General features: G+C 41.6%; 19 protein-coding genes and 2 pseudogenes. All 21 read right to left on the bottom strand.

Features of this window, described 5'->3' with window-relative positions; translation table 11 throughout:
• Position 1 precedes the first annotated feature (1 nt).
• A pseudogene (gene pbp2x / locus STRDD10_RS04125) lies at positions 2–2,269 on the bottom strand (penicillin-binding protein PBP2X); the annotation flags it as partial.
• A gap of 26 nt (positions 2,270–2,295) precedes the next feature.
• Entirely contained in the window at positions 2,296–2,601 is a 306-nt protein-coding gene (gene ftsL, locus STRDD10_RS04120) for a cell division protein FtsL (RefSeq protein ID WP_067193357.1), read from the bottom strand.
• A gap of 43 nt (positions 2,602–2,644) precedes the next feature.
• Positions 2,645–3,594: pseudogene (rsmH, locus tag STRDD10_RS04115) on the bottom strand (16S rRNA (cytosine(1402)-N(4))-methyltransferase RsmH).
• 266 nt (positions 3,595–3,860) lie between these two features.
• The gene (locus STRDD10_RS04110) at positions 3,861–4,118 is read right to left on the bottom strand and encodes a DUF896 family protein (RefSeq protein ID WP_067193355.1); all 258 of its coding nucleotides are present in this window, start codon (positions 4,116–4,118) and stop codon (positions 3,861–3,863) included.
• Positions 4,119–4,130: 12 nt separating this feature from the next.
• Positions 4,131–6,167, bottom strand: a complete 2,037-nt coding sequence (glyS, locus tag STRDD10_RS04105) for a glycine--tRNA ligase subunit beta (RefSeq protein WP_067193354.1) — start codon at positions 6,165–6,167, stop codon at positions 4,131–4,133.
• Between the two features lie 282 nt (positions 6,168–6,449).
• Positions 6,450–7,367, bottom strand: a complete 918-nt coding sequence (gene glyQ / locus STRDD10_RS04100) for a glycine--tRNA ligase subunit alpha (RefSeq protein WP_000038760.1) — start codon at positions 7,365–7,367, stop codon at positions 6,450–6,452.
• Positions 7,368–7,820: 453 nt separating this feature from the next.
• Positions 7,821–8,663: an aldo/keto reductase gene (locus STRDD10_RS04095; RefSeq protein WP_067193352.1), complete on the bottom strand. Its 843-nt coding sequence runs from the start codon at positions 8,661–8,663 to the stop codon at positions 7,821–7,823.
• 114 nt (positions 8,664–8,777) lie between these two features.
• On the bottom strand, positions 8,778–9,932 hold the full coding sequence (nagA, locus tag STRDD10_RS04090) for an N-acetylglucosamine-6-phosphate deacetylase (RefSeq protein ID WP_067193350.1): 1,155 nt from the start codon (positions 9,930–9,932) through the stop codon (positions 8,778–8,780).
• Between the two features lie 398 nt (positions 9,933–10,330).
• Positions 10,331–11,098 (bottom strand): acetyl-CoA carboxylase carboxyl transferase subunit alpha, encoded by a 768-nt coding sequence (locus STRDD10_RS04085; protein WP_067193348.1) that lies wholly within the window; start codon positions 11,096–11,098, stop codon positions 10,331–10,333.
• Positions 11,095–11,961 (bottom strand): acetyl-CoA carboxylase, carboxyltransferase subunit beta, encoded by an 867-nt coding sequence (gene accD / locus STRDD10_RS04080; protein WP_067193347.1) that lies wholly within the window; start codon positions 11,959–11,961, stop codon positions 11,095–11,097. Before accD ends, STRDD10_RS04085 begins: the two co-directional genes overlap by 4 nt.
• 29 nt (positions 11,962–11,990) lie before the next feature.
• On the bottom strand, positions 11,991–13,370 hold the full coding sequence (gene accC / locus STRDD10_RS04075) for an acetyl-CoA carboxylase biotin carboxylase subunit (RefSeq protein WP_067193345.1): 1,380 nt from the start codon (positions 13,368–13,370) through the stop codon (positions 11,991–11,993).
• An 11-nt stretch (positions 13,371–13,381) separates the two neighbouring features.
• Positions 13,382–13,804 carry a 3-hydroxyacyl-ACP dehydratase FabZ gene (fabZ, locus tag STRDD10_RS04070; protein ID WP_067193343.1) on the bottom strand — a complete coding sequence of 141 codons (423 nt, stop codon included), beginning with the start codon at positions 13,802–13,804 and terminating at the stop codon, positions 13,382–13,384.
• Positions 13,801–14,289 (bottom strand): acetyl-CoA carboxylase biotin carboxyl carrier protein, encoded by a 489-nt coding sequence (gene accB / locus STRDD10_RS04065; RefSeq protein WP_067193341.1) that lies wholly within the window; start codon positions 14,287–14,289, stop codon positions 13,801–13,803. Before accB ends, fabZ begins: the two co-directional genes overlap by 4 nt.
• Before the next feature lie 6 nt (positions 14,290–14,295).
• On the bottom strand, positions 14,296–15,528 hold the full coding sequence (gene fabF, locus STRDD10_RS04060; protein ID WP_067193339.1) for a beta-ketoacyl-ACP synthase II: 1,233 nt from the start codon (positions 15,526–15,528) through the stop codon (positions 14,296–14,298).
• A gap of 232 nt (positions 15,529–15,760) precedes the next feature.
• A complete protein-coding gene (gene fabG, locus STRDD10_RS04055; RefSeq protein WP_067193338.1) occupies positions 15,761–16,495 on the bottom strand; it encodes a 3-oxoacyl-[acyl-carrier-protein] reductase in 735 nt (244 codons plus the stop codon).
• Between the two features lie 13 nt (positions 16,496–16,508).
• The gene (gene fabD, locus STRDD10_RS04050; RefSeq protein ID WP_067193336.1) at positions 16,509–17,429 is read right to left on the bottom strand and encodes an ACP S-malonyltransferase; all 921 of its coding nucleotides are present in this window, start codon (positions 17,427–17,429) and stop codon (positions 16,509–16,511) included.
• Complete coding sequence (gene fabK, locus STRDD10_RS04045) at positions 17,422–18,396, bottom strand: enoyl-[acyl-carrier-protein] reductase FabK (protein ID WP_067193334.1); 975 nt, start codon at positions 18,394–18,396, stop codon at positions 17,422–17,424. The genes fabD and fabK overlap by 8 nt, the downstream gene beginning before the upstream one ends.
• Before the next feature lie 119 nt (positions 18,397–18,515).
• A complete protein-coding gene (locus STRDD10_RS04040; protein WP_067193333.1) occupies positions 18,516–18,740 on the bottom strand; it encodes an acyl carrier protein in 225 nt (74 codons plus the stop codon).
• A 51-nt stretch (positions 18,741–18,791) separates the two neighbouring features.
• Positions 18,792–19,766, bottom strand: coding sequence for a beta-ketoacyl-ACP synthase III (locus tag STRDD10_RS04035; protein ID WP_067193331.1), 975 nt, complete (start codon positions 19,764–19,766; stop codon positions 18,792–18,794).
• Positions 19,766–20,200 (bottom strand): fatty acid biosynthesis transcriptional regulator FabT, encoded by a 435-nt coding sequence (fabT, locus tag STRDD10_RS04030; RefSeq protein ID WP_067193330.1) that lies wholly within the window; start codon positions 20,198–20,200, stop codon positions 19,766–19,768. Before fabT ends, STRDD10_RS04035 begins: the two co-directional genes overlap by 1 nt.
• 110 nt (positions 20,201–20,310) lie before the next feature.
• Positions 20,311–21,102, bottom strand: coding sequence for an enoyl-CoA hydratase (locus tag STRDD10_RS04025; RefSeq protein WP_067193328.1), 792 nt, complete (start codon positions 21,100–21,102; stop codon positions 20,311–20,313).
• Between the last annotated feature and the right edge of the window lie 416 nt (positions 21,103–21,518).

The raw sequence follows: 21,518 nt of genomic DNA, 5'->3' as shown, positions 1-21,518 counted from the left end.
ACTAATTAACTTCTCCTAACGTTATCGTGATTTCTTTGTTGTCCTTGATAGCCGTGTTAAATTTGGCACTTTGTCCAACAACCTTACCATCAATTGTTCCCTTAAAGGTGACAGCAATGCCATTCCATTTAGCAAAGGTCTCAACCATTTCTTTTTCCCAGCCATACATATCTGGAATAGTAGCAACATCCTCTGTTTGAATGAGAACTTGCTTATTTGCTGCAATTTTTGTACCTTCTGATGCTGAGATATTTTCAATTTTAGAACCATATCCCACCACTATCGGTTGTACAAGATTCCGTCTTAACTCATCTGCAAGAGCGCCTGGCCCTTTGTCTTTAAGAGAAGGCATTCGATACTCCAGTTCTTTTGTTACTCCTTCTAGAGCAGTTACAGGTTCTGTCAAATTCAGAGTATCTTTCATCTCAACAGCTGCTTCCAACACTGGATTAACAATTTCTTGCCAGGTCATGGCATCCCATTGTTTCGGTTGTTGCAAGGTCACATACATGATAAAATCCGGATCTTCCGCTGAAGTCATCGCTACAACAGAATAGATTAAGTCTGTTTTTCCTGTGAGGTATCCTCCACCTTCAGCTGCTGGAGCAGCGATTTCTGCGGTACCAGACTTCACAGCGACATTTTGACCAGCCACCTGAATAATAGGCTGTCCATTCGCATCTACTAAGGTTCCGACATCTGCATCTGTTCCTACTGTAATCATATATTGACGTGTTTGTTGAGCAGCATTTGCCGACACAGGTTTCCCAACTACTTCACGACTTGCAACGCGTGCTGTATTTTTTTCTGAATCGTAAATAGCACCCACAAACTTAGGTTCAAGCATTTCACCATCATTCGCTATAGAACTAAAGGCACGAAGCATCTGGGTCTGGGTTACAGAAATTGCTTGTCCAAATGAAGACATGGCAATACTTACCACATTATCAACAGGAAGAGAGCCCCATGCTTCATTCCCCATACCAAAACGTGTCGGGAAACCAAATTTGAACTTCGCCAAATACTCTAGCCACTTATCATTTCCCATCATCTGCTGAAGTCCCGTCATCCCCACGTTACTTGAAAAAGCAAAACCTTGGGCATAGGTTAGATAACGTGGCGACATCCCCATATTAATGGACCAATCTTTAATTACAGAATCCGCAATGGTGTACTGATCATTGTAGTAAACTTCATTTGCTGGAAAAGTTCCATTATCAATAGCAGAAGCTAGTGTCATGACCTTCATCGTTGACCCTGGTTCGTACTGCGATTGATATAGAGCCGTACTCCCATTTGTCGTTCCATCTAATCCTTCTTTTGTGTCCGCATTAAAAGTTGGTCGTTGCGTGGTTGCAAGAATTTCGCCTGTCTTTGCACTGACTAGAGTTGCAGTCGCTAGGACACTTCCTCCTGCCTTCTCATTAAAAGCATCCATGCGTTTCTCTAAAATTGTTTGTAAGGCAGTCGAAATGGTAGTATAAACATCTTTACCATTTTGAGTTTGTGTTGTCACCTGATCAGAGCCTGGAATAATAGCACCTTTCCGATCCTTCTCGTAAGTGATTTTTCCATTTGTTCCTGCAAGAATAGCATTCATTGAGGCTTCAATACCTGAAGTTCCAACTAAAACACTGCTACCATTTTCATCTTCTTGCGTTTGACTAATCCCAATAAACTGACTAGCAAACGTTCCATTGGGATAGGATCGTCCTGGACTAGTTGTAAAACCGACCCCTTTAATCCCAGCTTCATTCAAGGTATCTCGTATAGTCGTCATAGTACTATATGTGATCCCATTCCCTTTTGAACCAAAAGAAACTTGTTGTAATCCTTGACGTGAGAGTTGCTCTTTTACATAACTCTCCTCCATCCCCAGCTGCTCAGCAAAAACTTGAGCTACTCGATCATATTGAGATTCCTCTACATAGAGAATTTCTCCTGTAGCAGAGACGTATTTTTTATTGATAACAGCATATACATTATAGGTGGTTGAATCCTCAGCGATTGGGATACCCGTTCGGTCATAAATAGTCCCTCGCTTAGCAGCAACGGTTACCTCAGCCTGATGCACCTTAGCAGCAGCAACAGACAAATCCACACCAAACTTACTATCAGTTCCAATAATAACGGCAAAGTTTATCAAAAAGATAAAAAAGATAACAGTAGCTAACAAGCTAAGTCCCCGCCCTACTCGTCTACGATTTTCTTTTGGACTAATGCGACTATTGATAATATAGGTGTAAGTCTTTTTAGGGAGATTTTTAAAATTTTTTTACCAGTGTTTTTCATCCACTACTCCGTACTTGAAGAAGGCGTTGCTTTTTTGAGATTGCCATTTTGTTGCGTCATATTTTGCGAACTCGCAAGCTCTGCTAAGCGCTTTTCACGCCCAAGTTCATTAACTTCTTGCTTCGCATCATTCAGCTCTGTTTGCTTTTCATTAATCTGGCTATTGATAACCGTCATATCTTGTTGCACCTGCAAAAGTCTCGTTTGCATGAAAATAATGCAAATAGCCAAGATAATCGCTGTACCCACAATTGAACTATAAAAAGCCTTTTCGACACGAGTAAATTGCCGAATTTGCCGTTGAATCACTTGACTAGCACTTTCTCGTTTTTTTCTGCCATCCTTCTATCCTCTATTTATGAATTTTTCGCGCCACCCGCAATTTAGCTGAGTGAGCTCGATTATTAACTTCTAATTCTTTCTCCTTAGGTAAGATTGGTTTTCTTGAAACCAACTCCATCTTAGGCTTCAAATCATCTGGTATAAAAGGAAGCCCCTTAGGGACTTCAATGGTAGAGGCCTCTTTAAACAATTGCTTGGTTAAGCGATCTTCCAAAGAGTGAAAGGTGATCACTGAGATGCGCCCATCTAGTGCCAAAAGATCCATAGCTTGTTGAATCGATTCATCCGCTGCACCTAGCTCATCGTTCACTTCGATTCGAATCGCTTGAAAAATCTGCTTGGCCGGATGCCCCTTTTTCTTGAGTTCTTTGGCTGGTTTAGCAGACTTGATAATCTCAGCCAGCTCCGTCGTTGTCTCAATAGGCTTTAAAAGCCGCGCTTGCTCAATTTTTCTAGCGATTTGTTTGGAAAACTTATCCTCACCATACTTAAAAAAATCCTCACCAAATCATGGTAACCATAAGAATTAACCACATCATAGGCCGTCAAAGTTGCCTCACGATTCATCCGCATATCAAGCGGCGCATCTTTTTTATAGGAAAATCCACGCTCACGCTCATCCAACTGAGGACTAGAAACACCTAAGTCGTAACAAATCCCATCAATCTCCTTCACACCCAACTCATGCAATCGAGCGGAAAGATTGCGAAAATTATCCTCGATAAAGGTAACCATGCCCTTTTCTATATAGTCTGCCAATCGAATCTGGGCATTGTCGATTGCTGCTTGATCCTGATCAAAAGCATAGAGATGGCCTTTTTCTGAAAGTTTACTGAGTAAATACTGGCTGTGCCCCGCACCGCCCAAGGTCGCATCCACATAGATACCATCTGGTTTGATATCCAGCATATCCACTGTCTCATGGAGCAAGACCGTTACATGATGAAATTCTTTAGTCATATCTTTTCTATTTTACCATATTTTCGTCTGGTATGCACTTGATAGACCAAGGCACAAAAGTAATATGGTACACTAGAGATATGAAATATAGAATATTAATACTTTTATCTATTTGTCTTATTTGTCCGATAGCAATCTACTTCTTCTTTACTACTAGTAACCCTTGGATTTTTTGGATAGCCACTGCTAGTTTTTTTATATCAATCTGGTGGGGACATAAATCATTGAAAAATAAGGACTGATTTTTTAAATTCAGTCCTTATTTTTTATGATTCAGGATCATCAAGGCTACGACCATGCAAGCCTTTTTCACGTTGCACTTGGCGTAGTTTTTCAGGTGTCACATCGTTACCTTCTTCGTCAACCACTTTAATTCCTTCGATATGGTGGCGTACCGCACGGCGGTAGCCTTCGATGTATTCTTCCCGAAGTTTTGCTTGCTCCACTTTTTCTTCAGCAGTCAAACCTTCTGTTTTTTTCTTTTTAGCAAGCTCATTGATTCGAGCGATTTTTTTAGGATCCATTCCCTTTCACCTCTATTTTGTGTTCAATTGGTTGAAGGCTGCAACAGCGTTGGCTTTAGCTACAAGACCTGCAAGAAGGGCCAAACGGTTGTTTTTAACAGCCTCATCTTCTGCCATAACCATGGTATTGTCAAAGAAAGCATCAATGACTGGACTAAGAGCAAAGAGTTGAGCCAATTTATCACTAGCTGAACCTGTCAATTCAAGACTTTCTGCTGCTTGAGCCAAGGCTTTTTCTTGATCATTTTCAAAAAGACTAGCATCGACTGCTACTGAAGCATCTGCTTTTTCTGCCAAGTTGAAGGCACGTGAGAGTGATTCAACAGCAGACTTATAGCCATCCGCCTTCGCAGCTTCTGAGAGGGCATCAGTTGCTTCAAGCATATCAGCCACGACAAAGTTTGAACCAGCAAGAACGGCTTCTTTGATATCTTTTGAAGTGCGTCCCATCATCTTGTCCACACGCGCTTTGATGAAGTTGATGACTTCTGCTTGATTGTCATAGGAAAGGCTATCAAATGAAAGTCCGTAAAGGCTATCAATCAACTCATCCATAGGGATATGCCAACCAAAAGCATCCAAGATACGAACAATCCCTTGTGTTGCACGACGAAGCGCATAAGGGTCATTTGAACCTGATGGAATCAAGCCAACTGAGAAGAATGAAAGGAGGGTATCCAATTTATCTGCAAGCGCAAGGATAGCACCAACCTTAGTCTCTGGAAGAGCACCATCTGCTGAATCAGGAAGGTAGTGCTCACGAATAGCAGCAGCTACCGCAGCATCTTCACCAGCGAGAAGGGCATATTTTTCACCCATAATCCCTTGCAATTCATCAAACTCTCCGACCATACCAGTCAAGAGGTCAAATTTGTAGATTTCAGCTGCACGAACTACTGCTGCCGTTTCTTCTGCAGTCAAACCAGCTTGCTCAGCTAGTGACGCTGCAATAACACCCGCACGTGCCATGTGTTCTGAAAGAGAACCAATTTTTTCATGGAAGGTCACGTTAGCCAATTTAGCAACGAGGTCTTCAATCTTAAGTTTTTGGTCTTCACGCCAGAAGAATTCACCATCTTCAAGACGCGCCACCAATACTTTTTCATTTCCTCGAACGACATTTTCCAAATGCTCAGCGTTACCATTACGGACTGAGATGAAGTTTGGTTTCAGCTTACCATCAAGGTCACGTACAACAAAGTAACGTTGGTGCGTTTCCATTGATGTCACCAAGACTTCTTCTGGAACCTCCAAATATTTAGTGTCAAAACTTCCCATAAAGACAGTTGGGTATTCGACCAAGTTCAAGACTTCATTCAAAAGACCTTCTTTGATTTGGACTTGAACACCTTGTTCTGCTTCGATAGCCTTGATTTGCTCGCGAATCATATTTTCACGTTCTTTGCTATCCGCAATCACGTAAACGGTACGAAGGTCTTCTTCATAAGAATCCGCATTGATAATTTCCACTTCGTGTCCAAGGAAACGATGCCCACGGCTCACACGACCGGAATGGATATCTAAGAAATCAAGGTCAAGCGCTTCGTCACCCAAAAGAACTGTCAAGGTGTGAACGGGGCGAATGTATTCAAAGGTGTTGTTAGCCCAGTGCATGCTGACAGGGAAGTTCAATGAAGCAAGCACTTCTGGAACGCCAGCCAAGACTTCTTTGGCAGGTTTTCCAGCTTCGTGCTTCGTAACATAAACGTACTCTTCCCCTTTGACTTCACGAAATTCGATATCCTCAACGCTCAAGCCTTTCCCACGGACGAATCCTTGAGCCGCTTTTGAGAAGTTTCCTTCGCTATCTAAGGCAATTTTCTTAGAAGGCCCTTTGAAATCTTCGGTCAAATCTGTTTGTTGATCCGCCAAACCAATCACACGGACAGCCAAACGGCGTGGTGTCGAGAAGGTTTGAATGCTTTCGTATGAAAGTCGGTTGTCATCCAAGAAGGCTGCCATTTTCTCACCTAGTTGTTTTTCACTTGATGTGACAACGTAGGCTGGCAACTCTTCAAGTCCAAGTTCTACTAATAAGTTTTTCGTCATGTTTTTTCCTTTACAAAATTCTTCTTTTTGATAGGCACCTTAGGTACTGGGGACGTTGCTAACTAACTTTGTGAGGCTGTAGGAAAATCTTCTGTCTCCTTGACAGCGATTTCCAACAGTCTCATCAAAGTGGATTTAGCCAACTGATTTTTGAACCGAACGTTTCAAAAATCCCCATATAGCAGTACGGCGGTGCCTATCCCTTTAGCAAGTCTCCGACTTGCCTCTGGGTGGTCATGTGGGCTCACTTTGTTTGCCCATTTTCCTTTCTTGTAACTCTTTTTACTCTTCCTCTTCTGCTAGGAGTTTGGCTCGAGTGGCTTCGTCAAGTAGTGGGTAACCGAGTTTTTTGCGTTCTGCGACGAAGGTTTTGGCTACGACACGGGCTAGGTTCCGGATGCGAGCAATGTAGCCGGCACGTTCTGTAACAGAAACAGCACCACGAGCGTCAAGCAAGTTAAAGGTATGGGAGCACTTCAACACGTAGTCATAGGCTGGGTGAACAAGGCCCAATTCCAAGGCACGTCCTGCTTCTTTTTCAAATTTCTCAAAGTTTTCAAGAAGCATATCTTGGTCAGAAACTTCAAAGCTGTATTTAGAGTGTTCATATTCTGGTTGAAGGAAGATTTCTCCGTATTTAACGCCTGGAGCCCACTCAATATCGTAAACAGAATCTACTTCTTGGATGTAAGAAGCCAAGCGTTCCAATCCATAAGTGACCTCAGCGGTAACAGGGCCAGTTGCCAACCCACCAACTTGTTGGAAATAAGTGAACTGAGTGATTTCCATTCCATCAAGCCAAACTTCCCAACCAAGACCAGCTGAACCAGTTGATGGGTTTTCCCAGTTGTCCTCAACGAAACGAATATCGTGTTCCAAAGGATTAATCCCCAACTTTTCCAAGGATTCCAGGTAGAGTTCTTGGATGTTTGAAGGTGATGGTTTCATCACCACTTGGAATTGGTGGTGTTGGTAAAGACGGTTTGGGTTTTCCCCGTAACGACCGTCAGCTGGACGACGAGATGGCTCTACATAAGCCGCATTCCACGGCTCAGGACCAATGGCACGGAGGAAGGTATAAGGACTCATGGTTCCCGCACCTTTCTCATTATCATAAGCCTGCATGAGCATACAACCCTGGTCATTCCAGTATTGTTGCAAAGTCAAAATAATTTCTTGAAATGTTAATTTCTTAGACATTGAATACTCCTTAATAAAAAATGATTTCTTGCGACACGAGTCTACCCTTGTCGATCGTACGAGGCAAGACGAGTTAGTACTGCGTCTAGCTCAGGCACCCTAGTGCTGAGCGTGGGGCAGTCCGACTGTAAGGAGGTAGCTGCCACTGACACAGTGAAATGTTAATTTCTTAGACATTGTTTACTCCTTATTCATAAAGTTTCTTGTGACTCAGGATACAAAAAGAACCGTGTCTCTGCTCCTAAGTCATGTGACCTAGGGGCGTCAGAAACGCGGTTCCACCCTAATTTATTACTTCATTCCTTTTAAAAATATAACAGAAAGTGCCAGTTTCTTACTTTGCTTTACTTGGCTTTCACCCTCCCAAGCTCGCTAGAAAAACGCCGTAAGTCTTTCTTTCTTGCTAACCATTATAGCAAAACTTAATAGAAAAGTACAGTTTTTTGTCACTTCTTAAAAATCCATAGCATCGACACGTGGGGCACCTGATTGGACATCCACTTGCTTGAGGATTGTTCGCTCCTCTGAACTAAGGGAAATATCAAAACAGTCTAAGTTGCTCGCAATGCGAGAAGCAGTGACTGATTTTGGTAAGGGAAGGAATCCCTCTGCTAGACTCCAGGCTAAGGCCACTTGCGCAATGGTTTTTCCATGTTTTTCAGCTATCGCTTGAACTTGAGCATTTTCAAAGAGTTCCCCCTGACCAAATGGTCCCCAAGCTTCCAAGAGGATCCCCTTGTCTCGACAGTAATCTACGACTTCTTCCTGATAAACACCAGGTGCCAAGCGCACTTGATTAACAGCTGGAAGCACCTGGGCTGTCTCTAGCAAAGCCTCTAAATGGTGGGGCAGGAAGTTGCTGACACCGATAGCCCGAATCTTGCCCTCTTGGTACAAGTCTTCCAGAGCTCGCCACACAGTGGCATTTCGCACCTTCCATTGTTCCCCTTCTCGAAGGGACTTGGGATTGGGCCAATGAATCAAGTAGAGATCCAAATAGTCCAAGCCCAACTTCGCTAAAGATTCCTCAAAAGCTTGCTTGGCATCTTCATAACTGTGTTGGCTATTCCAGAGCTTGGTCGTCACAAAGATTTCCTGACGATGAATGCCCGAATCTTTGATTGCTCTGCCAACACTTTCTTCATTTTTGTAAATAGCTGCCGTATCAATGTGGCGATAGCCGGCTTCTAATGCCGCCAAAACAGCCTGATAGGCTTCTTCACCGTCTTGAGCTTTCCAGGTCCCAAAACCCAATACGGGAATTTCTACTCCGTTGTTTAGTTGGTAATGTTTCATAAGTATTCCTTCTCTATTCCTACTTGATTCCCCTATAAGTCAGAAAAAATGAATTCATTGAATAGCTTTATTATATCACAAAAGAGTACGATACTAGCTCGTACCCTTACTTTATCATTCAGCTTGGTAGCGTTTAACTCCATCTAAATAAGTAGCAACCAACTCCAAGTCTTTGTCCAATACGATAAAGTCAGCGTCATAACCTTCACGGATTTGTCCACAGACATCATCGATATGAACGGACTTAGCTGGGTTGAGACTAGCCATCATGACCGCTTCATGAGGATTAGCAATTCCCCATTCCACTACATTTTTCAGACCATCTTTGAGTTTCAAGATAGAGCCAGCTAGGTTTCCAGTTGATTTGAGACGGGCGGTTCCCTTTTCCACGATAACAGGAAACTCTCCCAACATATAATCGCCATCTTCAAGACCACCTGCTGTCATACAGTCGGTGATGAGGGCAATATGTTCTACCCCTTTTTGTTTGAGGAGAATGTCACAGGCCTTTGGATCCACGTGATGACCATCACAGATCAACTCAGCGTAGGTATGTGGCAATTCATACATAGCCCCAACCATTCCAAGTTCCCGGTGGGTCAAGCCCCGCATGCCATTATAGGCGTGCACCCAAACACTAGCACCTGCATCAACAGCTTTCTTAGCTTCATCAAATGTAGCATTAGAGTGTCCAAGCGCAACAGTCACTCCTTCTCCAGTAATCGTACGGACGAAATCTTCTACACCATCTCGTTCAGGTGCTAGGGCTATTTTATTAAGAAGTCCGTTGGCAGCTTTTTGCCAAGCACGAAACTCATCCATCCGTGGATCTTTCATATAGGCTGGATTTTGAGCCCCTTTAAATTCTTCTGTGAAATAAGGACCTTCAAAGTAAATTCCACGAATCTTAGCTCCTGTTGCTTCTTGGTAGCGAGCTCCGATATTTTCAGTCACTGCCAGGAGTTGTTCATAAGAGGACGTCAAGGTCGTTGGTAAAAAGCTGGTCACACCTGTGCTGAGAAGACCCTCACTCATGGTATGAAGGGTGCCTTCGATGTTGTTATCCATGACATCCACCCCACCAAAACCATGAATATGGGTATCGACAAGCCCAGGAGCAATGCTATACCCTGTATAATCGAGCACTTCTGCCCCTTCAGGAAGAGAGTCCACATGTTTTCCAAACTTGCCATCGATAAGCTCCAGATAGCCTCCCTTACGTACTCCATGTGGATAGAAAAATTGAGCTGCTTTGATAAATGTAGGCATCACACAAACCTCCTTAACTGATAATGATCGCCATTTATTATGTCAATTACATTATAAACCTTTCTCTTTTATTTGTAAATGGTATAGACCTATTTTTTTAGAAATAGATAGTAGATTTTTGTGCTTTAAATCACTTGTGAAAATAGTTTTTAACACAAGAGAGTGGGACAGAAATCGGTCATTCGTTAGCATTCGATTTCGTCGTCCCACCTCCGCACAGTTGAGTAGGGCTGTAAAAGCTGATGAAATCAGCCTAGTAGAGCCCATTCAACCACTGCGTCTTGCTCGACAATCCAAAAATAATTGAGAGGCTAGGACTTTTGTCCCAGCCTCACTGTAATAGTGACATAAGCCCCTTGCTCATCATCTTTTAAGAATATAATGACTGTGAATCATTATCAATACTTTCTAAAACGCTGGTAGCGTTCTTCTAGCATCTCATCCAAGGACAAAGTACTTAATTGAGTCAGCTCATTAAGTAAATCCTGCTTCATACTCTCCATCAATTCTTTACTAGAAAGCCCTAATTCAGGAATAACCTTATCAACAATTTCCATCTCTAATAGTTCATGAGAGGTAATTTTCATGAGTTCTGCCGCTTCCATCGCACGACTTCCATCTTTCCACAGGATGGAAGCGAATCCTTCTGGACTAAGGACTGCATAGATAGAGTTTTCTAACATCCATACACGATCAGCTACTGCCAACGCAAGAGCTCCCCCAGATCCTCCTTCTCCAATAATAATGGCAATTATCGGAACCTTCAAATCACTCATTTCCATAAGATTGCGAGCAATGGCTTCTCCTTGCCCTCTCTCTTCAGCTCCAATACCTGGATAAGCACCGGCAGTATTGATAAAGGTGATCACTGGTCGTCCAAATTTTTCAGCTTGTTTCATCAACCGTAGAGCTTTACGATATCCTTCTGGATGAGGTTGACCAAAATTGCGATTCAGATTGTCTTGAAGGCTCTTTCCTTTTTGAATTCCTATGACCGTAACGGCTCGGTTATCAAGCCAACCAATTCCTCCAATCACTGCACCATCATCACGAAAAGAACGATCCCCGTGGAGTTCTATAAAATCGTCAAAAATTCCATGAGCAAAATCTAACGCGGTTAAACGAGTTTGTTCTCTAGCTTCTCTGACTATTTTGGCTATATTCATGCTTTTTCTCCTCCATGGAATGCGACCAAACCTGCAATTGTACTAGGTAAGTCTCTCCGTCCTACAATCGCATCTACGAAACCATGCTCCAATAAGAACTCAGCTTTTTGAAAATCATCCGGTAAATTTTCACGTACTGTATTTTCAATCACGCGACGCCCTGCAAATCCAACTAAACTCTGGGGTTCAGCCAAGATAATATCCCCTTCCATTGCAAAAGAGGCCGTTACACCACCAGTTGTTGGATCCGTTAAAATAGTTAAATAAAAGAGACCTTCCTTCGAATGACGTTGAACGGCCGAAGAAATCTTAGCCATCTGCATCAAACTCATGATTCCTTCTTGCATACGAGCACCGCCCGAAGCTGTAAATAAAACTACTGGTAGCTGCTCTTGGGTCGCATATTCAAAGAGACAAGTGATCTTCTCACCAACAACCGTTCCCATAGAAGCCATGATAAAATTAGAATCCATGATTCCTAAAGCAACCTTCTGCCCATGGATACGAGCTGTTCCTGTTACCACGGCTTCATCCAATCCAGTTCTTGCCCGAACACTTTCTAATTTCTGTCGGTAACCGGGGAAATTAAGAGGATCCTTAGTTTCAAGTCCGGTAAACATCTCAGTAAACGTCCCCATATCAATCGTGAGAGCAAGACGCTCCTGAGCTGAAATACGAAAGGTATAGCTACAGCGAGGACAAATCCGTTCACTTCCTAAATCTTTTTGATAAATGGTATGCTTACATCCCGGGCATTGAGAAAAGAGTTCATCAGGAACCTCAGGCTTTGCTTGAGGTTTTTCACGCAATGAACGATTGGGATTGATTCGTATATACTTATCCTTTTTGCTAAACAAAGCCATGTGATTTCCTTTTGTTCACCTTTCTATTCTTACTTACTTGATTGGATTTTTTCTTGGTATTCAGGTAAAAAATTCTCCATCAAAAATGATGTATCATAGTCACCAGCGATGACACGGCTATCTGAAATCAAGTCCAACTGAAATTGACTATTGGTTTCTACCCCTTCGATTTCAAGCTCATATAAAGCTCGCTGCATCTTCATTAGGGCATCGAATCGATTTTCCCCATGAACGATGATTTTAGCAATCATACTATCATAATAAGGAGGAATTGTGTAACCGGGATAAACTGCTGAATCTACCCGCAAACCAACTCCACCACTTGGTAAGTAGAGATTCGTAATTTTACCCGGACTTGGAGCAAAGTTAAAAGCTGGATTTTCAGCATTAATCCGACACTCAATCGCGTGCCCTTTTAACTGAATATCTTCCTGTTCCACTGTTAATGGCTGACCAACAGCAATTCGAATTTGTTCTTTAACAATATCCACACCAGACACAAACTCCGTTACAGGATGTTCTACTTGTACACGAGTATTCATCTCCATAAAGTAAAACTCTCCACTAGCTTCATCTAGCAAAAATTCGATCGTTCCAGCATTCTCATAACCAACCGATTCTGCTGCACGAACTGCCGCAGCTCCAATCTTGTGTCGAAGAGTTTTTCCAATCGCCACGGACGGACTTTCTTCTAAAACTTTTTGATTATTTCGTTGGAGTGAACAGTCACGTTCTCCCAAATGGATGACCTTTCCATGCTGATCAGCTAGAATTTGTACTTCGATATGGCGAGCAGGATAAATAACCCGTTCTAAGTACATCGCTCCATTCCCAAAAGCTGCTTTAGCCTCACTAGAAGCAGATTCAAAGGAAGGCAACAAATCTTCTGCACTTTCTACCTTGCGGATCCCTTTTCCACCTCCACCTGCTGATGCTTTTAGCATTACAGGATAACCAATTTTCTCAGCGATTGCGATTGCTTCATCAGCCGTATGAACTTCACCATCAGAACCTGGTATCACCGGTACACCTGCTGCAATCATCTGTTCACGAGCATTAATTTTGTCTCCCATCATATCCATAACGGCGCTTGATGGTCCGATAAATTTAATGCCTACTTCTTCACATAAAGTAGCAAATTTAGAATTTTCACTTAGAAAGCCAAATCCAGGATGAATAGCCTCTGCTTCTGTCAACACAGCCGCTGATAAAATCGCATTCATATTGAGATAAGACTCCGTTGACTTCGCAGGCCCAATACAAATTGCTTCATCAGCAAGAAGAGTATGCAAAGCATCCTTATCAGCAGTTGAATATACTGCAACTGTCGCAATTCCAAGCTCTCGTGCTGCGCGAATAATTCGTACAGCAATTTCTCCACGATTAGCAATTAAAATCTTTCGAAACATGGAGAACCTCCTTAGTTCCCAATTGCAAAGGTAAGAGTACCACTAGCAGCCAATTTCCCATCTACTTCTGCCTTAGCCTCTACGACAGCAATCGTTCCACGACGCTTAACAAAGGTAGCTGTCATGACCAATTGTTCTCCCGGCACTACTTGTTTTTTAAACTTAACCTTGTCCATGCCAGCATAAAACACCAATTTCCCTTTGTTTTCAGGTTTGGACAATTCCAAAACACCTGCTGTTTGTGCTAAAGCTTCCATAATAAGAACCCCCGGCATAACAGGATATTCAGGGAAATGCCCATTAAAAAATGGTTCATTAATGGTGACATTTTTAATAGCTACAATCGTATCTTCACTAACTTCCAAAACCCGATCTACAAGAAGCATCGGGTAACGATGAGGAAGTGCTTCTTTAATCCCTTGAATATCAATCATTTGATACGTACCAACCCTTTTCCAAACTCAACCATTTCTTCATTTTGTACTAGCACTTCCGTGATAATTCCGTCTTTAGGTGCAGGAATTTCATTCATCACTTTCATAGCTTCGATAATTAAGAGAGTCTGGCCTTTTTGAACAGCATCACCAACGTTTACAAAATTTGGCTTATCTGGCCCTGCAGCTAGATAAGCAACACCTACTAATGGACACTCAACGAGTTCCCCTTCGGCTACTACTGCTTCATTTGGTGTTGACACTGACACTTCCTCTACAATTACTTCTGTCGTTCCTACTGGATTAGGTGTAGCAGCTACCGATGCAATTGCTTGTGCTGTTTCAACTTGAGAAGTCGGTTCCGTCAGTAATTTCCCCTCATTTTTACTAAAATGAAGTTCCTCTCCAGCATGTTTATAAGTAAATTCTCGCAAACTAGACTGGTCAAACTGGCCCATCAAGTCCTTGATTTCATGTACATTCATATAGATTTATTCTCCCCAACGTTTAAAGGCCAAAACAGCATTGTGCCCACCAAAACCAAAAGTATTTGAGATTGCATATGGGATTTCTTGCTCCAAACCTTTTCCGTAAACGACATTTGCTTCAATATAGTCTGAAAGTTCTGTCGTTCCTGCTGTCATCGGCACATAACTATGACGCATGGCTTCAACCGTAATAATCGCTTCCACTGCACCAGCAGCTCCAAGTAAATGTCCTGTAAAAGACTTGGTAGATGATACTGGCACTTCCTTACCAAAAACAGAAACAATCGCACCACTCTCACCTTTTTCATTAGCAGGTGTAGAGGTTCCATGAGCATTAACATAAGCCACGTCGTCTGGAGTAATGTCTGCTTCTTCTAGTGCCAATTTAATCGCTTTAATAGCCCCTAGCCCCTCTGGATGTGGTGATGTCATATGGTAAGCATCACAGGTGTTTCCATAGCCCACAACTTCTGCCAAGATTGTAGCTCCTCGATTTTCAGCATGTTCTAAGCTTTCAAGGACCAGCATTCCTGCTCCTTCTCCCATAACAAAACCATTTCGCTCTTTATCAAATGGAATGGAAGCACGAGCTGGATCTTCCGTCGTAGAAAGAGCTGTCAATGCTTGGAAACCAGCAATGGCAAATGGAGTAATTGACGCTTCAGCACCTCCAACTAACATTACATCTTGGAAACCAAACTTGATTGCTCTGAAAGCATCACCAATTGCGTCATTCGAAGAAGCACAGGCTGTGTTGATAGACTTACATATTCCATTTGCTCCTACCTTCATAGCCACGTTTCCAGCAGCCATATTTGGAAGAGCTTTTGGAAGCGTCATCGGTTTAACACGTTTTGGCCCCTTATCATGCAGACGAACAACCTGATCTTCAATTTCCTTAATCCCACCGATACCCGATGCAACGATGACTCCTAAACGATCTTTGTTCAACTCATCTAAGTTTAATTTAGCATTTTCAACAGCTTCCAAAGAAGCATACAAAGCATATTGAGAGTATAAGTCATAACGATTAGTATCTTTTTTAACAAAGTACTTATCAAATGGAAAATCTTTTACTTCAGCTGCATTGTGAACAGCAAAATCTGTTGTATCAAACTTAGTAATAGGAGCAATACCAGCTTTTCCAGCTCGTAAGTTTTCCCAAATTTCCTCCGGCGTATGCCCGATTGGAGACGTAAGACCATAGCCTGTCACGACAACACGATTTAATTTCATCTTCTACCTCTGTTTCTTTTCTTTTGGCACTTATCTTTTTGCGGCGAGGACCGGAATCGACCAACTTTGTCGTTCCATTCCCAAAAATTGAACCTAAAGTATCCATTCTCCCTGTCAGAGAACAACTCTGCAACTTAACTTCCACCTTTAAGAAAAGTGCCTCTTTGGATGGCTAGGCCACCTTTTCCAATGACTGCGCTTAACAACTATTATCGATTTATCTTCTGACTTCTCACTGCATAGTTAGTCCACCATCGATAGCGATGACTTGTCCTGTTAGATAGTCTTGGCTAGCGAGAAAGACTGTAACATCCGCTACTTGTTCTGCCTGTCCGAACTGCTTCATAGGGATTTGAGCCAACATAGCTTCCTTTACTTTATCCGATAAGACTGCTGTCATATCAGACTCAATCATACCTGGTGCAATAGCATTGACTCGTATATTTCGATTCGCAACTTCTCTAGCAACTGATTTTGTAAATCCTATCAATCCTGCTTTTGAAGCCGCATAATTAGCTTGACCGATATTTCCCATCAAACCAACTACACTTGACATGTTAATGATAACACCTTGTCGTGCTTTTATCATCGGTTTTAAGACTGATTGTGTCATATTGAAAGCACCTGTCAAATTAACTTTCAACACTTCTTCAAAGTCGCTTTCAGTCATTTTTAACATGAGCGTATCTTTAGTGATACCCGCATTATTCACCAATATATCTACTGATCCAAGCTCGCTAATTGCTTCCTCAATCATACGTTTTGCATCCGCATTATCAGACACATCTCCACAGATAGCAAGAATTTTAACACCATACTGAGAAAAGTCTATTAACAAATCCTCTGAAATAACTGTTCGGCTATTTAATACAACATTTGCTCCAAGACTTGCAAACTTATGGGCAATGGCCAAACCAATTCCACGGCTAGAGCCCGTGATAAAAACATTTTTTCCTTTTAATTCCATGTTTATCCTATCATTATCTAGCTAAAAAAGCATCCAAACTTTCCAGGTCTTCTACATTAGATATCGAAGCTGTTTTATCGATTTTCTTTATAAAACCGGACAGGACTTTCCCTGGTCCAATTTCGACAAAGTCTTTTATACCTAATTCTTGCATCGCTGCGATACTTTCATAGAAACGTACAGGTTCTTTTACCTGTCGCGTTAAAAGAGTCTTGATTTGTTCTAGTTTCATAACTTGTGCTTCTGTATTTCCCACCACCGGAAAAAGAAAATCACTAAAATCAACTGTTTCTAGCACCTTTGCCAATTTTTGGCTCGCTGGTTCTAGAAGAGCTGTATGAAACGGCCCCGAAACCTTAAGAGGAATCAAACGTTTCGCACCTTCCGCTTGGAGCAGTTCTACTGCCTTATCAACAGCCAAAACTTCTCCACCAATTACAATCTGACTCGGAGTATTATAATTAGCTGGTGTTACAACACCAAAGTGAGACGCTTCTTGACAGACTTTTTCAATAACAGCGACATCTGTATTAAGAACGGCTACCATTTTACCTGAACCAGCTGGTGCTGCTTCTTCCATGTAAGCGCCTCTTTTAGCAACCAGCGACACAGCATCCTCAAAATTCAAGCTTCCTGCTGCAACTAAAGCTGAGTACTCTCCAAGAGAAAGACCAGCAACCATATCAGGCCTCACACCAGCACTCTCTAACAAGCGATAAATAGCTACAGAGGTCGTTAGTATAGCAGGTTGCGTATAGCGAGTTTGGTTTAGCTTAGCTTCCTCATTGTCAATTAAATCTCGCAAATCATAACCTAGGATTCGGCTAGCTTCTTGAAAGGTTTCTTTAACTTGATCATATTTGTCATAAAGGTCACGCCCCATGCCAAGATACTGAGCTCCCTGACCTGCAAATAGAAAAGCTGTTTTAGTCATTTCTCACTACTCCTGACCAGCGTTGTGCTTCTTTTTGAATCACTTCAGCGGCCCCATAATACAAATCTTGAAGAATCTCTTCGACAGTTTCTTCCTTGCTAACTAAACCAGCAATCTGCCCCGCCATGACGGATCCCCCATCAACATCACCACGAACAACCGCATTTGCCAAGGCTCCTGCTCCCAAATTTTCAAACACAGTTAAATCCGGATTTTCTTGTTTAAAAGCTTCATTCTCTGCCTTTTCAAAATCGCGTGTTAATTGATTTTTTAAAGCACGAACAGCGTGACCAAAATGTTGCGCTGAAATAGTTGTATCAATGTCACGTGCTTTCAATATTTTCGCCTTATAGTTTGGATGAGCGTTTGACTCTTTTGCAACTACAAATCGGGTCCCGACTTGAACAGCATCTGCTCCTAACATGAAACCTGCTGCAGCACCTGCTCCATCAGCAATACCACCTGCTGCAATAACTGGAATCTCAACAGCAGCAGCAACCTGACGCACCAAGGTCATAGTGGTTAATTTTCCAATATGACCACCCGCTTCCATTCCTTCTGCGATAACTGCATCTGCACCGATTTTTTCCATACGTTTAGCTAAAGCCACACTTGGAACAACTGGGATAACCGTGATTCCTGCTTCATGGAAACGACTCATGTATTTACTAGGATTTCCTGATCCAGTCGTAACTACCTTAACCCCTTCTTCAATCACCAAATCTACAATATCCTCAACAAATGGTGAAAGAAGCATAATATTGACCCCAAAAGGTTTATCCGTTAAAGTTTTTATCTTATCAATATTGGCTTTTACCACTTCCTTAGGAGCATTTCCTCCCCCAATAATGCCTAAACCACCAGCCTTAGAAACTGCACCAGCTAAATCGCCGTCAGCAACCCAGGCCATACCTCCTTGGAATATAGGGTATTTAATATTGAGTAATTCTGTAATACGTGTTTGCATAAAGCCTCCATTTTCTTATTCGCTTAAAGAATACTTCGATATCCCTGATTTCTTTGAATATCAAAGTATCATTTAAACAAGCGGGAGTAAAAGATAACCTCTCACCCCCGCAAGTCTGATTATTTAGTTTGTTCTTCTACGTAAGCAACCAAGTCGCCAACAGTTTTCAAACTATCTTCTGCTTCGATTTGAATATCGAATTCATCTTCGATTTCTGAGATAACTTGGAAAAGGTCAAGTGAATCTGCATCTAAATCATCAAAAGTTGATTCAAGAGTTACTTCCTCTTTTTCTTTACCCAATTCTTCAACAATAATTTCTTGTACTTTTTCAAATACTGCCATGATAGACTCCTTAAAATTTTTTATAATGTGCTTTAAACACGATTACCTAGATTAAATAGTGACGATAAGCGTTCCCCAAGTCAACCCTCCTCCAAAACCTGAAAGAAGGATAGTTTGACTACCGTCTAGTCGAATTCGACCATCATCCACACATTCAGACAAAAGAATAGGAATGCTTGCTGCACTAGTATTGCCATATTCCATCATATTTGCCGGAAACTTATCTCGTGGAACACCAATTTTTTTTGACATTTTGTCTAAGATACGAATATTAGCCTGATGTAGCAGAAGATAGTTTAAATCATTTGCTTCAACTCCAGATTCCACAATCGTCTGTTTAATAGACTTTGCGACATCTCGGATAGCAAAATCAAAAACTGCTCGTCCATCCATCTGCAAATATGGTTTACTAGCCGTTCTTTCAGAAAACGGAGATTGAAGTCCCATTTCTGTGACTGATAAACTCTCTCCACGACTACCGTCCGTAAAGAGATTTTCAGCTAGAAAATGCTCTTCTTCACTCGCTTCAAGCAAAACTCCGCCTGCCCCATCTCCAAACAGTACAGCCGTTGAACGATCTGACCAATCCAATGCCTTAGAAAAAACTTCAGCCCCAATTACCAAACCTTTTTTATAAAGACCAGACTTGATAAATTTTTCAGCTGTTGACAATGCAAAGATAAAACCACTACAAGCTGCTGCCATATCAAAAGCAAAAGCTTTTTGCGCACCTATAATTGCTTGAACCTTAGCCGCTGTTGAAGGCATCAGTGAATCTGGTGTAATCGTAGCAACCAGAATAAAATCAAGTTCACTAGCCTCAAGACCAGACTTTTTAAGCAACAGCTTCGCAACCTCACTGGCTAAATCACTCGTTTGTTCACTAGCTGACACATGTCTTTGCTCAATACCCGTTCGACTCTTTATCCATTCGTCGTTGGTATCCATAATTTTCGACAACTGATTGTTTGTAATCACTTGACTTGGAACGTAATGGGCCACCTGCGTAATTTTTGCAAAAGGCATTATTTCAAATCCTCCAAAAATTGATGCAGCTTGATGAGACCTTTAGACAAGACATCTTTTTCTTCTTGACTCATATCGTCTGTAATTTGAGTTACCATCCGTCTATGAAAGCGTCGGTGTAGACGATAAACGAGACGGCCTTTAGAGGTCAAAGTGAGATGAACTACACGACGATCTTTGTCAGAACGAGTTCGTTCGATATAACCCTTTCTCTCAAGATTATTCAAACTAGCCGTCACTGTTCCCAGTGTCACCATCAACTCACGGGCAACCTCACTTGGAGTTGACTGTCCCTGATTTCCGATAACGTCAATTGTATGAACTTCCTTAATGGAGACGTCCTTAAACTGGCTACCTCTTAAACTCGCTTCTTCAACGACTAAAACATTGTTAAAAATAGCTGTCAAGTACCCATTTACTTCTTGGTAGTCCAACCCTTTGCCCCCCTTTCTACATATTCATCAAATTACTTTGACAACCAAAGTATAGCATAGAATGTTTAAGAATGCAAGTACTTTTTGTAGTTTTATATTAGCTAATAGAATTATTTCCCTGTAAAATTCGGACGTCGTCTATCCGCATGAGCTAGCACTCCTTCTTTAAAATCTTCTGTAAAAGCTAAAGACTTCTGCAACTCTAATTCTAACTCTGCATACTCTGACCAACCAGCAAATTGACTTTTCCAAATCATTTCTTTAATGGCTCTAAAAGAATTTGAAGAACTACGTTTTAATTTTTTAAGCAGTTGTTCAGTTGTCTTTTCTAATTTTTCAGATTCACAAAGTTTATAAACGATTCCATACTCCAAAGCTTTTTCAGCTTTTAAAGATTCTCCCGTCATGACCAAATGAGTTGCACGATTGATTCCAATCGCTCGTGTTAATAGATACAAGCCACCTGCATCGGGAGCTAAACCAACCCCTACAAATGCCTGTATGAATTTTGCTTTCTCACTTGCAATACAGAAATCCGCCGCAATAGCCATATTAGCAGCAGCACCAGCAACAGCACCATCGACAACCATAATAACCGGTTTCGGCAAGTGTTTCATGGTATAAGAAATTTCATTGACAAGCTCAGCGATTTTTACCAATGACTGGATATCATCCTCATCAACAGCACGCTTCATCTCAACTAAATCCCCACCTACAGAAAAGACACTCCCTTTTGCATTTAACAATACAAAATTAACGGTTTCATCTTTTTCTGCAAAAGATAAGGCTGTTAAAATTTCCTCACACAGAGGGATATTGAAACCATTTGCAACTTCTGGTCGATTCAATGTTATAGTAGCGAGACCTTCTTCTACAAAATAAAGCAGATTTTTAAATTCCATGGAGCACTCCTTTACAGTGATCATTCAAGAAACAAGTATTTTGACTTCCAAACAGTTTATCATATTTTAAAAAAAGTGCAAGTAAATCTAGATAAAAATGTGTTGCATCCGAATTTTGATGATGTTTTTCATCATTTTTGTAGTAAAGATAGCCTCCAATCGCCTCTTTTGGGTAAGGACGTAAGGGGAATTTCAGATTTTGCGTAATGTAGTCAGGAATATCTTCCTTAAAATTGAAATTGAAACGGATCTCCTATTCCAATAAATTCTATCCGATCTTTTCTGGTCATTTTCACCTAAGCATATTTATCTATTTTGCCGCTACTCCATCCAAGAATTTACTAGATTTTGTTGCTAGAAATGTATTTTCGTCTGTGTGATTAAAAAAAGAGTATGAGACAAAATGAACTGCACCC

The organism is Streptococcus sp. DD10, assembly GCF_001578805.1.
In the GTDB taxonomy this organism is placed as follows: Bacteria; Bacillota; Bacilli; order Lactobacillales; family Streptococcaceae; genus Streptococcus.
This window is presented reverse-complemented; position numbering and strand designations above follow the sequence as displayed.

Bases quoted from the DNA above. Each gene is read 5' to 3' on its own strand.
- STRDD10_RS04095 (WP_067193352.1), bottom strand. From the start codon at position 8,663: ATGAAACATTACCAACTAAACAACGGAGTAGAAATTCCCGTATTGGGT.
- fabG (WP_067193338.1), bottom strand. From the start codon at position 16,495: ATGGAATTAAAAGGAAAAAATGTTTTTATCACGGGCTCTAGCCGTGGA.
- STRDD10_RS04110 (WP_067193355.1), bottom strand. From the start codon at position 4,118: ATGGATCCTAAAAAAATCGCTCGAATCAATGAGCTTGCTAAAAAGAAA.
- STRDD10_RS04025 (WP_067193328.1), bottom strand. From the start codon at position 21,102: ATGGAATTTAAAAATCTGCTTTATTTTGTAGAAGAAGGTCTCGCTACT.
- accB (WP_067193341.1), bottom strand. From the start codon at position 14,289: ATGAATGTACATGAAATCAAGGACTTGATGGGCCAGTTTGACCAGTCT.
- fabD (WP_067193336.1), bottom strand. From the start codon at position 17,429: ATGACTAAAACAGCTTTTCTATTTGCAGGTCAGGGAGCTCAGTATCTT.
- glyQ (WP_000038760.1), bottom strand. From the start codon at position 7,367: ATGTCTAAGAAATTAACATTTCAAGAAATTATTTTGACTTTGCAACAA.
- fabZ (WP_067193343.1), bottom strand. From the start codon at position 13,804: ATGATTGATATTCAAGGGATTAAAGAAGCACTTCCTCATCGTTACCCG.
- STRDD10_RS04040 (WP_067193333.1), bottom strand. From the start codon at position 18,740: ATGGCAGTATTTGAAAAAGTACAAGAAATTATTGTTGAAGAATTGGGT.
- nagA (WP_067193350.1), bottom strand. From the start codon at position 9,932: ATGCCTACATTTATCAAAGCAGCTCAATTTTTCTATCCACATGGAGTA.
- accC (WP_067193345.1), bottom strand. From the start codon at position 13,370: ATGTTTCGAAAGATTTTAATTGCTAATCGTGGAGAAATTGCTGTACGA.
- glyS (WP_067193354.1), bottom strand. From the start codon at position 6,167: ATGACGAAAAACTTATTAGTAGAACTTGGACTTGAAGAGTTGCCAGCC.
- accD (WP_067193347.1), bottom strand. From the start codon at position 11,961: ATGGCTTTGTTTAGCAAAAAGGATAAGTATATACGAATCAATCCCAAT.
- fabF (WP_067193339.1), bottom strand. From the start codon at position 15,528: ATGAAATTAAATCGTGTTGTCGTGACAGGCTATGGTCTTACGTCTCCA.
- STRDD10_RS04085 (WP_067193348.1), bottom strand. From the start codon at position 11,098: ATGAATATAGCCAAAATAGTCAGAGAAGCTAGAGAACAAACTCGTTTA.
- fabK (WP_067193334.1), bottom strand. From the start codon at position 18,396: ATGCAAACACGTATTACAGAATTACTCAATATTAAATACCCTATATTC.
- STRDD10_RS04035 (WP_067193331.1), bottom strand. From the start codon at position 19,766: ATGCCTTTTGCAAAAATTACGCAGGTGGCCCATTACGTTCCAAGTCAA.